Source organism: Frateuria sp. sgz306004, from assembly GCF_057750885.1.
Window position 1 is genome coordinate 246,741 of record NZ_JBYLFE010000004.1, and the last position, 12,199, is coordinate 258,939.

Here is a 12,199-nt window from a genome sequence, read left to right on the forward strand (position 1 = left end):
GTAGGTGGGTTCATGACGAGACGATATTCGTTTTCGACGAGTGGACCGTTTTGATCGGTCAGGCGGCGCCCTGGCCATCGCGGAGCCCGGTAAAACGGCAACCCAGGTGACGTACGTGGCTCCAAGCGATACTGGCTACACACGCACCCAAGCATGGCTGGTCCAGGTACTGGGATGGCTAGCCTACGGGCTGGTGAGCATCTTGGGCGCACTACCGTATCGTCACGCCTATCCTGTGGCGATCTATTTTGCGGGCACGACAACGGCGGCCTTTCTTTCGAGTTACGTCATGCGTGGGCTCTGCCGGCGATGGATGGCACAACATCTATCCTGGGTGCGCCCCGTCGTGACCATCCTTGTCTGTTGCTACGGGCTTGGCCTCGCCAGCTCGATGTGTGGTGTCATTCTGGAAGTTCTGGCAAGTCCAGTCATCAAGCTTGCCGTGGACTTTCGCACGGTGGCCGTGGCGGGTATCGCCAATGCATTCAGTCCTGCCATGATGTTGGTTGCATGGAGTGCGCTCTATTGGGCTGTCGAACATTGGCAGGAGGCCAGGCTTCGCGAACGGCAACTGTTGTTAGCTCAATCGTTGGCGCGAGATGCAGAGTTGATGGCGCTCAGGTACCAGATCACCCCGCATTTTCTTTTCAACACGCTCAACGGCATATCCACACTTGTGGGCGAGGGTGACGTACTGTCGGCTCGACGCATGATTTCGCTGCTGGCTGGATTTCTCCGCTCGACCCTTGAGCCGGCAGCCAAGGGCGACGTACCTATCGCCACGGAACTGGCACAGGTAAGGCAATATCTGGAGATCGAGCAAATAAGACTAGGGCGCCGCCTGGTGGCGAGGATCCATTGCGACAAGGCTGCCAGGGATGCTTTGGTGCCGCATTTGCTTCTGCAACCACTTGTAGAGAATGCCGTTCGCCATGGCATTGCCCCGAGCATCCGAGGTGGAGAGTTGACGCTGAATGTACGCCGTTGTGGCAATGGCGTATCGATATCCGTCCACAACAGCCTCGACCACCCGGCACCCGTGCCACGGAAAGCGGCCGGGCTTGGCCTTGCCAACACCAGAGCACGCCTAGCGGCTCGCTACCGCGACGACTACCGATTCCTTGTGTCCGGAGATGCTGCTCGTGGCTGGTGCGCGGATATTCACATTCCCCATGAGGTAGCAGGGCGGAGGCTGGCGTGATTCGTGTATTGCTTGTGGATGACGAACCGTTGGCGAGACGCGGCATTCGTTTCTGCCTGCGCCGATGGAAGGATGTCGTTGTAGCAGGGGAGGCGGATTCAGGTGAGGCCGGAGCAAGACTGATCCGCGCGCTTAGGCCTGACGTGGTGTTTCTAGACGTACAGATGCCTGACGGTGACGGTTTCGAGATGATCTCCAGTTTGGATATCGATGAACGCCCGGTCATCGTCATGACGACCGCCTATGACAACTACGCCTTGAGGGCATTCGGCATCAGGGCGACGGACTATTTGATGAAGCCACTGGACGATGAGCGCTTCGATCAGGCCATGCGTTCGGTTTGCCAACGCCTGCAGGAGCTGCGATTGCGCGCTCCATCAGACAACACGCAGGCTCCGCGCCCTGATGCGGTGCGCTGGGATAAGCGCTTGCAGGTCAAAAGCGGCGGAAGGACAACCTGGATACCAGTCGACGATATCGACTGGATCGAAGCCAGCGGCGACTACGTGACGCTACATGTGGGGCCGCGACTCCACATGATCCACGCAAGCATGGATGGCATCGAGAGGCGACTCGATCCGGCTCGCTTTGCGCGAATTCACCGGTCACGCATCGTGCCATTGAGTCGAATCCATGGACTTAATCTGCTGCCGACGCGAGACGCCGTGATCACGTTGCGCGACGGCACCGAATTGCGGGTCAGCCGGCGATTCCGTCACCGAATAAGCCTGGATCGGGTGGGCGCTGTTTCGGCGAATAGTGGTGAAACGCGGATCTATGGCATCTGAGCACAGCAACCAATTCCATCATGCATATTATTTTACATAATATACACATGGCTCGGGCTATGCGAATAAAGCCCGGCGTCCCGCGCGGCGGCAGGGGATGCATGCGAAAGACCTACGACTAGCGCCACGCCTGCGGCCAAGGCGCTCATTTGCTTCAACAGCTTGCGGTGACGCACGCCATCCTTGGAGCCCAGGCGAATCTCTGCCGCTGTGGCGACTGGCGGCAACCCAGCCATGATTGCCAGTTCGGCCGCATATTCGAACGTTGGGCACGTGGTTCCGTTTACCCATTGAGTCACCGAAACGTGGGACACCCCGAGCGCCTCCGCGAGCTTTCGCAGGGAAGCAAGTTTCTGTTTTTCCATTGCGAGTGATACCAGCTTCGCGGCGTCCATAGGACCTCCTGTTAGTTCAACTTGACAGTACCACGGGGCATTGGTAGTTTGCCCTACCACGGTAGTCTGAACTAACAGGGGTCCAGATGCACGCCACAGCCTCTTTCCGCGCCGCTCTGCGCCGCACCCGACGCCTTCGGGTCGTTCGGACCTTCCTCGACTTCGTTGCCCCGCTCAAGCCCTGGCAGTACCGCGTGGATTGTGTGGACCCGCGCGGCTGGTTTGGCCCTTTCTCTCTGTTCTTCGACAAGCGCGTAGATGCGGCCAGTTATATGCGCGGCATTCGCGCAAAGGGCTGGGCAGCTTCCGTTCACGGCGAGAGGTGGGCGTGATGCAGTGCCCTCCCTTCGCCGAGAACTGCGCCTTGGCGCATGACGGAAGCGCGGCCGAGTTTGTGCTTGTGCTCGGGCTGGTGATCGTTGGCGCCTGGCTGTTCTGTGCGTTCGACGAAGGCGATAAGCCATGACTTGCAACGTCATCACGGCAGACCAATTCACCGAAGCCCTCGGCGCGCTATCCATCGCCTTCTTCTTTGGCGCCGCAGCGTCATGCTGGGCGGGCAAGTTGCTGGGTGAGGCGTCGTGGTACTGCCTCTGGCTGTTCCTGCGCCGCCTCCCGCGCTGGCGTCGATTTGATCGCGCCATGCGAAGGCTGCACGGGTGAGCGGCCCGGTTCGCTCCATCTCAGAGAGTGCGACGGCCTTTGACCGTCGCGTGTGCATGCATGCCGCACGCGTAGGGCAGGGTCCCGACACGGTGCAGCGCGATGCGCGTCTCGTGTATGTCGAGGGCGTGCATGCCGGCCTGTCGATGGCCGTGGCCGCATTGCAGCGGCGCGAGAAAGTCACCGACTACCTGCGCCGCTGGGAAGGCCAGTTGCGCATTCTTCTGGAGCGCGAGCGTGGCCGCTGACACGGAACTGAGCGGCCGCATTGCCGCGATGCACATTCATGGCGAGGCCGCCGGCCTGTTGGGGTTGGTGAATTTGGAAGCCGCTTACGCTACCTGCGCCATGGTCTTGTTAGATGCCGCCCTGGAGGACGGCATCGAGCTTGACCTCGATCTGCTCGAAGGCTCGTTTGGGGTGGCGCGATGATTCCAGACGGCCGCCCGACCGACTTCTACGCACTTCGCCAAGGGGCTGGCCCTCTCGCCGGCACCAGTGCGCTAGACCTTCCAGAGCCTCGCATGTCGCGCCGCAGTGCGCGTTATCTCGATGGCGGCGTGGCGGCGCTGGGCAAGCTTGCTGCGCGCCACTATTCAGAGCGAGCGGCGCAGCAAGACGCGATGGACGCACCATTCAAGGAAATGGCGCGTGCTCGATTTTTTGGCTTTGAAAGCAGCGAAAGCGGAAGCGACGCGCACGGCGCGAGCGTCGCGAGCGGCGGGCGCGGCGCAGCCGCGCCCGCGGAACTTGACCCATATAAAACAAAGGGAGCACGGGCTCGCGAGGTATTAGAAATAGACGTCTATTCGTCACGTGTGCGGAAGCTACAGAAGGCGGTGCGCAACTCGGCGCACATTCTGGACGCTGCGGCACACGTGGATGAGCAGCATGTGCGGTGGCGTCGTCTTTTCGTGACGCTGACCTATGCGCAGGATGGCGCCTGGGAGGCTGGCCATGTCGGCGATTTTCGCCGGCACGTGCGCGACTGGTTTAAGCGCAACTGCAACGGGACGCAGATGCGCATGGTGTGGGTTATGGAGCTTACCAAGCGCGGCCGCCCGCATTACCACTGCATGATCTGGGTGCGCGCACGCGATTACTTCCCCAACCCACATAAGGCCGGTTGGTGGCCGCATGGCTTCGCGCACGTGCTGAGCAGCAAAGTGCACATCAATCGGCCGGTCGCCTACATGGCGAAGTACGCGAGCAAGTTCAGCGCGGAGCAGGCGAAGCACGTGCCCAAGGGCGCGCGGCTGTATGGCGTATGCGGCGCAACGGCGGAAGGCAAGCGGGTTATTCGATGGTGGCGAGCGCCGATCTTCGCGCGTGAAGCGTTTGGCGGTGCCGCTGACATTCGCAAGGTGACAGGCGGTTATGTGAACCGCGTGACGGGCGAGTTTCTCGCCTCTGAGTGGAAAGTGACGGTCCTGCCATCAGGGCGGGTATTTGCGTGGCGGGACATACCGCCAATAACGGAGACAGTGCAATGAACAAGGCTTTGGTGATTACCGTGCTCGCCCGCGAGCCGGAGGCGGCGCGTTTCGAGCGTGACGGCGTGGTGCGCGACTACTGGAAGCAGTGGGCGACGGTGGAGGTTGATGGCCTGGTGAACTCGTTCGAGTTCTCCAGTGATGAGCCGGTCGCGCCCGGCCCCGCGACGCTCGATGCGCGGAGCTTTTCGATCAGCAATGGCCGGCTTGCGCTGGGCCGAGTGAAGCTCGTGCCGCTCGCGCAGGCGAAGCCCGCTGCCGCGCCTGCGGTACCGGCGAAGTAAGGGCAGGGGGTCGTTATGCCCTACCTGTACTGCCCCTCGGAATCGATCGACGCCAGTTCGGGGCAGTGCAGCGACCCGCACTGGATTGAAGGAACGCCCGGTGGGTTGCCGCCCCTCACCGGACCTCAAGGCCTCGCCATCGCCGGAGCGATTCTCACGGCGTGGGGTGTTGGCTACTGCGGGCGGCTTATTCGTTATGCATTGAGAGGACGTATCTGATGAACCTGAAGACCAAGACCACAGCCTTCGCTGCCACTGTTGCAAGCGCTTTTATCGCCGCGCCAGCCTTCGCTGCGGGTGACGATCTGAGTTCGGGCATCGTGACGCAGATCACCGCCGTCAACCCGCAGCTCGTCGCCGTGATTGGAGCGGTAGCGGGTGCACTCGTTGTCATCGTGGCATGGAACCTGATCCGCCGCGCCATGAGTAAGTGACGCGGAGGTGAGGCAGTTTATGGCGGCAGGTCACTCCTGCCGCCCTTTTCTTTGGAGGGCGCAGCGATGGCCGGATGGTTTGTCTTGATTGCAGTGCTGGGGGCGGGATGGCTCGCGCTCTCTGGGGATTGATCTTTGCGCTTGTGGTTGGCGCGTTCGCGCTAAGCCCGCGCGCTGCGTTGGCTACGAGCAATCCTTCGTATGACGCCGCTATGGCGGGTTGCCTGGATTACAAGGCCAACTGGGCTCGAAACAACAACACGTTGTCTTGGCTGGCAGGGAAGTGCCATGTCGTTGGCAACAAAGTTTGGCTTGAGTCTTGCGCAGCGCCTACCAACGGCGCCCACCCGCCCGGCTATTGCTATGACGCGTACTACTGGTCTTTCTCCGGTGATCCACCCTACGGCGATATTTGCAAGGCGCGTCCGCCTCTGAAGAAATCCTTTGACGGCTCAAACACAGAGGTCGTGAACGCTGGCTGCAAGTACAAGTTGCAAGCGGATGACGATAAGGCGGTCAAGGTCTGTGTGCCTTGGCAGGGCAAGCAGGTGTGCACGGGAAATGCAACCTGGACGCCGACCGGCGAGTACACGGAACCCCCGGGAGACAATGCCGACCCGGTTCCTCCGCCACCTAAGGTGTGCGGCGGCGGCTCGTGCTACGACCCTGGGTCGAACAAGTATTGCGCTACGGGTGACGCAGGGCAGGTGTGCGTTTCCGGGCCGTCTGGAAGTTCGGGAACGTCCCCGAGCTGTGCAACCGCAGGTAGTACCACGCTGTGTGCGGGCTCGCCCCCACCGACTCCACCAAACCCGCCCGTTTCAGACCCGCCCACGCAGATTGCGGGTTCCGACAATTTCAGCTCGCAGGCCGGCAAAGGGCCGGTCTCGAACACCACGGTTAATAACTACAACGGCGCTGGCTCTGGCGCGAACAATGGTGCCAGCCCGGGCGATCAGGGCGCGCCCTCAGGCACCGATGGGGGCAGTGGTGACGGCGACAAGAAAGGTGATGGCACGTCCGCTTCCGGTGGCGGCGATTGCAATACCCCGCCGATCGTTGAAGGTAGTCCCGCTCTCGGAATGATCGCGCGGCAGACCTGGCTATTGCGGTGCGCAGACGGCGGACAGGGCGCTGACGATAGCGACAAGAGCGTGCCTGGTCTTGACGGTATCGGCGAGAAGCCCGGTGAAGGCTTCACCAAAGAGGTCAGCGTCCTGGACAAGCTGGACATGAGCGGCTTTGGTGGTGGCGGCGCCACATGCCCGCGACTCCCCGATATCAACATTGAGTGGTTGCAGCTCAGCAAGTCGATGCAGCTCGACGCATGGTGCGACGTGCTGCGCGCAGCGGGCTATTTCATCTTGCTGCTAGCGATGTTCTTCTCGCTGCGCATTCTTTCGGAGAAATAGGCATGTTTGAAGGGCTGAAAGGTTGGCTTTGGACGCATTTGAAGATGCTGATAGGCATCTTCATCAGCACTATGCTCATGAAATCCGGCGGCATCATTGGCCGGATTTTTGGCACGCTTGGCCTCGCGTTCATCACGTACAAATACGTGATGCCGGAGGTCAAGGCGCTGCTGATGAGCTACGCCGGCAACCTGAGCCCTGAGGTGTGGAACCTTGTGACCTACGTGCAGTTCGACAAAGCCATGGTGATGGTGCTCTCTGCCGGCGCTACCAAGCTGGCATCCAACTTGATGGTCGGCAAGGTGGGCGTGTAATGGCGATCACACTCATCACCGGGCAACCTGGTCACGGCAAAACGCTGCTTGCCATCAGCAAGGGCCTGGAGTTCGTCAAGGCCGGCCGCGACGTGTACGTGGACGGCATTAAGGGCCTGGACTATGAGGCCACGGGCTTTAAGCCGTTCCCTCACAAGTTCACTGAGTACGATCCAGCCGATAAGGACGATCAGGGCCGCCAGATGCCTAAGTGGCAATTGCTGCCGCACGGCTCGGTGATGATCTTGGATGAGTGCTACGACTACATGCCTTCGCGCGCCTCGGGCGCCAAGGTGCCGCCGCACATTGATGCGCTAGCGCGGCATCGCCATCACGGCTACGACATTATTCTTCTCTGCCAAAAGCATGATCAGATCGACAGTTTCGTTAAGGGCCTGATTGACCCGCACATTCACGTGCGACGCAAGTTCGGCTTCAACGTGGCGGTGCTGAAAACGTGGGACCGCTTTGAGTCCAATTGTGCCAAGGGATCTGACTACATTAGTGGCCCGACATGGCGCTATCCGAAAGAGGTTTACAAGCTCTACACCAGCGCGACGCAGCACACGGTCAAGAAAAAGTTGCCCTGGTTCTTCTACGCGCCGCTTGTGCTGTTGCCGTTGATTGGCGCCCTCGGTTGGTGGGTGAAGCATTCGTTCAGTGGCATGGCGTCGAAAGACGTGCCGGCCAGTGATTCCGCGTCATCGGGTGGTGGCTCGCGCCGCTCATCCGAAGACGCGGACGATGATTTGCGGCGCCGTGACTATGAAAAGTGGATCGCGCCACGCGTACCGGGACACCCATGGACCGCAGCGGCGTATGACCACCTTCAGGTGCAGGGCGTGCCGGACCTGTTCTGCATTGCGGTGGATGATGGTCGTTGCACGTGCCATACGGAGCAGGGCACGAAATACGAGATTGAGGCCGGCGTGTGCCGAGCCATTGCGCGCGATGGGGTCTACAACCCGTTTCGCCGGCCGTTAGAACACGTGCACCCAGAGGGCCGCGATAAGGCCAGAGAGCCCGAGAGGCCAGCCGAAGCGCCGCAGGTGCCGGCGATAGCGCAAGTCGGCTCAGCCGAGGGCTACTGGCCCAAGCCAAGCATTCCGCAAAGCTACAGTCCGCCTGAGCATCAAATCGCCATTGGAGGGAACCCGTAATGCCCATCGTTGCGTTGTTGGCTGATCTTGGTTTAGTGACGGAGGGTGTGGCCGCGATCATCGGTGCTATCGCGGGCGCCCGCGCGCTCATACATGCCTTCAATTACATTCGTTCCGTGATCTCGGCCAGGCGGGCCTGATTGCCCTGGGGTGTAGGGGTGCAACCCCTACGGATACGCTTTTCAGCGGACATTCCCGGCGAAACCCTTGTGCCGCAAGGCTTGCGAAGGTTCACCGATCGCGCAGCACCTTCCCGCCAAACCCGCTTTTAGGGTGTTGCTCGTGAGGGAATCCCAGCGGGTTCCCGCCTGTGACCTACCTGGACTTGACTGAGCAAACCGCAGGTTTGGGAAGGCGAGGCCAGTGCCTTTGGCTCGCTGAGTGCCGGTCTCGGCACTGCCTTTGAACTACCTGGACTTGACCGGAGAAAGCGCAGCTTTTGGAGGGCGAGGCCAGTGCCTTATGGCTCTGGCGGTGCTTTATGCGCGAGGCTTTCGGGTGTCCAGACTTGGCCGCCCGGGCCCTTGAGATAGCGACCACGGACACGCCAGCCGGCCCAGGGGCCGGTCAGGTCGTGTCGGTGGTAGAGCCGGTCTTGCAGCCACGTGGCAATTTCGCGCACCGTGATGGACCAGCCGAAAGGTGAGTTAAGGCGTTGATTCGCTGAGTCAAAGTGCCATTTAAACCGCATACCTAGCGTCCATGCGCAAGAAATTGCGCATCCACGCAAGTAGCGTGCCAAAACGGCGACGAAAGCGACGCCCATAATTTGACATAATATACACATGGCTCGGGCTATGCGAATAAAGCCCGGCGTCCCGCGCGGCGGCAGGGGATGCATGCGAAAGACCTACGACTAGCGCCACGCCTGCGGCCAAGGCGCTCATTTGCTTCAACAGCTTGCGGTGACGCACGCCATCCTTGGAGCCCAGGCGAATCTCTGCCGCTGTGGCGACTGGCGGCAACCCAGCCATGATTGCCAGTTCGGCCGCATATTCGAACGTTGGGCACGTGGTTCCGTTTACCCATTGAGTCACCGAAACGTGGGACACCCCGAGCGCCTCCGCGAGCTTTCGCAGGGAAGCAAGTTTCTGTTTTTCCATTGCGAGTGATACCAGCTTCGCGGCGTCCATAGGACCTCCTGTTAGTTCAACTTGACAGTACCACGGGGCATTGGTAGTTTGCCCTACCACGGTAGTCTGAACTAACAGGGGTCCAGATGCACGCCACAGCCTCTTTCCGCGCCGCTCTGCGCCGCACCCGACGCCTTCGGGTCGTTCGGACCTTCCTCGACTTCGTTGCCCCGCTCAAGCCCTGGCAGTACCGCGTGGATTGTGTGGACCCGCGCGGCTGGTTTGGCCCTTTCTCTCTGTTCTTCGACAAGCGCGTAGATGCGGCCAGTTATATGCGCGGCATTCGCGCAAAGGGCTGGGCAGCTTCCGTTCACGGCGAGAGGTGGGCGTGATGCAGTGCCCTCCCTTCGCCGAGAACTGCGCCTTGGCGCATGACGGAAGCGCGGCCGAGTTTGTGCTTGTGCTCGGGCTGGTGATCGTTGGCGCCTGGCTGTTCTGTGCGTTCGACGAAGGCGATAAGCCATGACTTGCAACGTCATCACGGCAGACCAATTCACCGAAGCCCTCGGCGCGCTATCCATCGCCTTCTTCTTTGGCGCCGCAGCGTCATGCTGGGCGGGCAAGTTGCTGGGTGAGGCGTCGTGGTACTGCCTCTGGCTGTTCCTGCGCCGCCTCCCGCGCTGGCGTCGATTTGATCGCGCCATGCGAAGGCTGCACGGGTGAGCGGCCCGGTTCGCTCCATCTCAGAGAGTGCGACGGCCTTTGACCGTCGCGTGTGCATGCATGCCGCACGCGTAGGGCAGGGTCCCGACACGGTGCAGCGCGATGCGCGTCTCGTGTATGTCGAGGGCGTGCATGCCGGCCTGTCGATGGCCGTGGCCGCATTGCAGCGGCGCGAGAAAGTCACCGACTACCTGCGCCGCTGGGAAGGCCAGTTGCGCATTCTTCTGGAGCGCGAGCGTGGCCGCTGACACGGAACTGAGCGGCCGCATTGCCGCGATGCACATTCATGGCGAGGCCGCCGGCCTGTTGGGGTTGGTGAATTTGGAAGCCGCTTACGCTACCTGCGCCATGGTCTTGTTAGATGCCGCCCTGGAGGACGGCATCGAGCTTGACCTCGATCTGCTCGAAGGCTCGTTTGGGGTGGCGCGATGATTCCAGACGGCCGCCCGACCGACTTCTACGCACTTCGCCAAGGGGCTGGCCCTCTCGCCGGCACCAGTGCGCTAGACCTTCCAGAGCCTCGCATGTCGCGCCGCAGTGCGCGTTATCTCGATGGCGGCGTGGCGGCGCTGGGCAAGCTTGCTGCGCGCCACTATTCAGAGCGAGCGGCGCAGCAAGACGCGATGGACGCACCATTCAAGGAAATGGCGCGTGCTCGATTTTTTGGCTTTGAAAGCAGCGAAAGCGGAAGCGACGCGCACGGCGCGAGCGTCGCGAGCGGCGGGCGCGGCGCAGCCGCGCCCGCGGAACTTGACCCATATAAAACAAAGGGAGCACGGGCTCGCGAGGTATTAGAAATAGACGTCTATTCGTCACGTGTGCGGAAGCTACAGAAGGCGGTGCGCAACTCGGCGCACATTCTGGACGCTGCGGCACACGTGGATGAGCAGCATGTGCGGTGGCGTCGTCTTTTCGTGACGCTGACCTATGCGCAGGATGGCGCCTGGGAGGCTGGCCATGTCGGCGATTTTCGCCGGCACGTGCGCGACTGGTTTAAGCGCAACTGCAACGGGACGCAGATGCGCATGGTGTGGGTTATGGAGCTTACCAAGCGCGGCCGCCCGCATTACCACTGCATGATCTGGGTGCGCGCACGCGATTACTTCCCCAACCCACATAAGGCCGGTTGGTGGCCGCATGGCTTCGCGCACGTGCTGAGCAGCAAAGTGCACATCAATCGGCCGGTCGCCTACATGGCGAAGTACGCGAGCAAGTTCAGCGCGGAGCAGGCGAAGCACGTGCCCAAGGGCGCGCGGCTGTATGGCGTATGCGGCGCAACGGCGGAAGGCAAGCGGGTTATTCGATGGTGGCGAGCGCCGATCTTCGCGCGTGAAGCGTTTGGCGGTGCCGCTGACATTCGCAAGGTGACAGGCGGTTATGTGAACCGCGTGACGGGCGAGTTTCTCGCCTCTGAGTGGAAAGTGACGGTCCTGCCATCAGGGCGGGTATTTGCGTGGCGGGACATACCGCCAATAACGGAGACAGTGCAATGAACAAGGCTTTGGTGATTACCGTGCTCGCCCGCGAGCCGGAGGCGGCGCGTTTCGAGCGTGACGGCGTGGTGCGCGACTACTGGAAGCAGTGGGCGACGGTGGAGGTTGATGGCCTGGTGAACTCGTTCGAGTTCTCCAGTGATGAGCCGGTCGCGCCCGGCCCCGCGACGCTCGATGCGCGGAGCTTTTCGATCAGCAATGGCCGGCTTGCGCTGGGCCGAGTGAAGCTCGTGCCGCTCGCGCAGGCGAAGCCCGCTGCCGCGCCTGCGGTACCGGCGAAGTAAGGGCAGGGGGTCGTTATGCCCTACCTGTACTGCCCCTCGGAATCGATCGACGCCAGTTCGGGGCAGTGCAGCGACCCGCACTGGATTGAAGGAACGCCCGGTGGGTTGCCGCCCCTCACCGGACCTCAAGGCCTCGCCATCGCCGGAGCGATTCTCACGGCGTGGGGTGTTGGCTACTGCGGGCGGCTTATTCGTTATGCATTGAGAGGACGTATCTGATGAACCTGAAGACCAAGACCACAGCCTTCGCTGCCACTGTTGCAAGCGCTTTTATCGCCGCGCCAGCCTTCGCTGCGGGTGACGATCTGAGTTCGGGCATCGTGACGCAGATCACCGCCGTCAACCCGCAGCTCGTCGCCGTGATTGGAGCGGTAGCGGGTGCACTCGTTGTCATCGTGGCATGGAACCTGATCCGCCGCGCCATGAGTAAGTGACGCGGAGGTGAGGCAGTTTATGGCGGCAGGTCACTCCTGCCGCCCTTT

22 protein-coding genes are annotated in these 12,199 nt (G+C 61.5%); 20 read left to right on the top strand and 2 right to left on the bottom strand.

Annotated elements, in window-relative coordinates; all coding sequences use genetic code 11:
• Window positions 1-40 precede the first annotated feature (40 nt).
• Window positions 41-1,201, top strand: a complete 1,161-nt coding sequence (locus tag AC3G2C_RS10090; RefSeq protein ID WP_488384506.1) for a sensor histidine kinase — start codon at window positions 41-43, stop codon at window positions 1,199-1,201.
• Window positions 1,198-1,989 (top strand): LytR/AlgR family response regulator transcription factor, encoded by a 792-nt coding sequence (locus AC3G2C_RS10095; protein ID WP_488384507.1) that lies wholly within the window; start codon window positions 1,198-1,200, stop codon window positions 1,987-1,989. The genes AC3G2C_RS10090 and AC3G2C_RS10095 overlap by 4 nt, the downstream gene beginning before the upstream one ends.
• Window positions 1,990-2,021: 32 nt before the next feature.
• Here AC3G2C_RS10095 and AC3G2C_RS10100 read toward each other — a convergent pair whose 3' ends face one another.
• The gene (locus AC3G2C_RS10100; protein WP_488384508.1) at window positions 2,022-2,384 is read right to left on the bottom strand and encodes a helix-turn-helix domain-containing protein; all 363 of its coding nucleotides are present in this window, start codon (window positions 2,382-2,384) and stop codon (window positions 2,022-2,024) included.
• Window positions 2,385-2,715: 331 nt separating this feature from the next.
• Between AC3G2C_RS10100 and AC3G2C_RS10105 the strand changes: the two genes are divergently transcribed.
• The 11 genes from AC3G2C_RS10105 to AC3G2C_RS10155 all read left to right on the top strand — a co-directional run bounded on the left by AC3G2C_RS10105 (window position 2,716) and on the right by AC3G2C_RS10155 (window position 8,284).
• Window positions 2,716-2,850, top strand: coding sequence for a hypothetical protein (locus tag AC3G2C_RS10105; RefSeq protein ID WP_488384509.1), 135 nt, complete (start codon window positions 2,716-2,718; stop codon window positions 2,848-2,850).
• Window positions 2,847-3,047: a hypothetical protein gene (locus AC3G2C_RS10110; RefSeq protein ID WP_488384510.1), complete on the top strand. Its 201-nt coding sequence runs from the start codon at window positions 2,847-2,849 to the stop codon at window positions 3,045-3,047. The genes AC3G2C_RS10105 and AC3G2C_RS10110 overlap by 4 nt, the downstream gene beginning before the upstream one ends.
• A 56-nt stretch (window positions 3,048-3,103) precedes the next feature.
• Complete coding sequence (locus tag AC3G2C_RS10115) at window positions 3,104-3,295, top strand: hypothetical protein (RefSeq protein WP_488384511.1); 192 nt, start codon at window positions 3,104-3,106, stop codon at window positions 3,293-3,295.
• Window positions 3,285-3,479 (top strand): hypothetical protein, encoded by a 195-nt coding sequence (locus AC3G2C_RS10120; RefSeq protein WP_488384512.1) that lies wholly within the window; start codon window positions 3,285-3,287, stop codon window positions 3,477-3,479. The genes AC3G2C_RS10115 and AC3G2C_RS10120 overlap by 11 nt, the downstream gene beginning before the upstream one ends.
• A 92-nt stretch (window positions 3,480-3,571) precedes the next feature.
• Window positions 3,572-4,540, top strand: coding sequence for a rolling circle replication-associated protein (locus AC3G2C_RS10125; RefSeq protein ID WP_488384513.1), 969 nt, complete (start codon window positions 3,572-3,574; stop codon window positions 4,538-4,540).
• Complete coding sequence (locus AC3G2C_RS10130) at window positions 4,537-4,824, top strand: hypothetical protein (RefSeq protein WP_488384514.1); 288 nt, start codon at window positions 4,537-4,539, stop codon at window positions 4,822-4,824. The genes AC3G2C_RS10125 and AC3G2C_RS10130 overlap by 4 nt, the downstream gene beginning before the upstream one ends.
• A 218-nt stretch (window positions 4,825-5,042) precedes the next feature.
• The gene (locus AC3G2C_RS10135; protein WP_488384515.1) at window positions 5,043-5,258 is read left to right on the top strand and encodes a major capsid protein; all 216 of its coding nucleotides are present in this window, start codon (window positions 5,043-5,045) and stop codon (window positions 5,256-5,258) included.
• A gap of 107 nt (window positions 5,259-5,365) precedes the next feature.
• Window positions 5,366-6,670, top strand: a complete 1,305-nt coding sequence (locus AC3G2C_RS10140) for a hypothetical protein (RefSeq protein WP_488384516.1) — start codon at window positions 5,366-5,368, stop codon at window positions 6,668-6,670.
• A gap of 2 nt (window positions 6,671-6,672) precedes the next feature.
• Window positions 6,673-6,984, top strand: coding sequence for a DUF2523 family protein (locus tag AC3G2C_RS10145; protein ID WP_488384517.1), 312 nt, complete (start codon window positions 6,673-6,675; stop codon window positions 6,982-6,984).
• Window positions 6,984-8,144 carry a zonular occludens toxin family protein gene (locus tag AC3G2C_RS10150; protein ID WP_488384518.1) on the top strand — a complete coding sequence of 387 codons (1,161 nt, stop codon included), beginning with the start codon at window positions 6,984-6,986 and terminating at the stop codon, window positions 8,142-8,144. The genes AC3G2C_RS10145 and AC3G2C_RS10150 overlap by 1 nt, the downstream gene beginning before the upstream one ends.
• Window positions 8,144-8,284 carry a hypothetical protein gene (locus AC3G2C_RS10155; protein ID WP_488384519.1) on the top strand — a complete coding sequence of 47 codons (141 nt, stop codon included), beginning with the start codon at window positions 8,144-8,146 and terminating at the stop codon, window positions 8,282-8,284. Before AC3G2C_RS10150 ends, AC3G2C_RS10155 begins: the two co-directional genes overlap by 1 nt.
• 540 nt (window positions 8,285-8,824) lie before the next feature.
• Here the strand turns inward: AC3G2C_RS10155 and AC3G2C_RS10160 are convergent.
• Window positions 8,825-9,277, bottom strand: a complete 453-nt coding sequence (locus tag AC3G2C_RS10160) for a helix-turn-helix domain-containing protein (RefSeq protein ID WP_488384520.1) — start codon at window positions 9,275-9,277, stop codon at window positions 8,825-8,827.
• A 331-nt stretch (window positions 9,278-9,608) separates the two neighbouring features.
• Here AC3G2C_RS10160 and AC3G2C_RS10165 point away from each other — a divergent pair, with 331 nt between their 5' ends.
• The 7 genes from AC3G2C_RS10165 (at window position 9,609) to AC3G2C_RS10195 (ending at window position 12,151) form a co-directional block, all read left to right on the top strand.
• The gene (locus tag AC3G2C_RS10165) at window positions 9,609-9,743 is read left to right on the top strand and encodes a hypothetical protein (RefSeq protein ID WP_488384509.1); all 135 of its coding nucleotides are present in this window, start codon (window positions 9,609-9,611) and stop codon (window positions 9,741-9,743) included.
• The gene (locus tag AC3G2C_RS10170; protein WP_488384510.1) at window positions 9,740-9,940 is read left to right on the top strand and encodes a hypothetical protein; all 201 of its coding nucleotides are present in this window, start codon (window positions 9,740-9,742) and stop codon (window positions 9,938-9,940) included. The genes AC3G2C_RS10165 and AC3G2C_RS10170 overlap by 4 nt, the downstream gene beginning before the upstream one ends.
• Window positions 9,941-9,996: 56 nt before the next feature.
• Complete coding sequence (locus AC3G2C_RS10175; protein ID WP_488384511.1) at window positions 9,997-10,188, top strand: hypothetical protein; 192 nt, start codon at window positions 9,997-9,999, stop codon at window positions 10,186-10,188.
• Complete coding sequence (locus tag AC3G2C_RS10180; RefSeq protein ID WP_488384512.1) at window positions 10,178-10,372, top strand: hypothetical protein; 195 nt, start codon at window positions 10,178-10,180, stop codon at window positions 10,370-10,372. The genes AC3G2C_RS10175 and AC3G2C_RS10180 overlap by 11 nt, the downstream gene beginning before the upstream one ends.
• Window positions 10,373-10,464: 92 nt before the next feature.
• Entirely contained in the window at window positions 10,465-11,433 is a 969-nt protein-coding gene (locus AC3G2C_RS10185; RefSeq protein ID WP_488384513.1) for a rolling circle replication-associated protein, read from the top strand.
• On the top strand, window positions 11,430-11,717 hold the full coding sequence (locus AC3G2C_RS10190; RefSeq protein WP_488384514.1) for a hypothetical protein: 288 nt from the start codon (window positions 11,430-11,432) through the stop codon (window positions 11,715-11,717). Before AC3G2C_RS10185 ends, AC3G2C_RS10190 begins: the two co-directional genes overlap by 4 nt.
• Window positions 11,718-11,935: 218 nt before the next feature.
• The gene (locus AC3G2C_RS10195) at window positions 11,936-12,151 is read left to right on the top strand and encodes a major capsid protein (RefSeq protein WP_488384515.1); all 216 of its coding nucleotides are present in this window, start codon (window positions 11,936-11,938) and stop codon (window positions 12,149-12,151) included.
• Window positions 12,152-12,199: the final 48 nt, after the last annotated feature.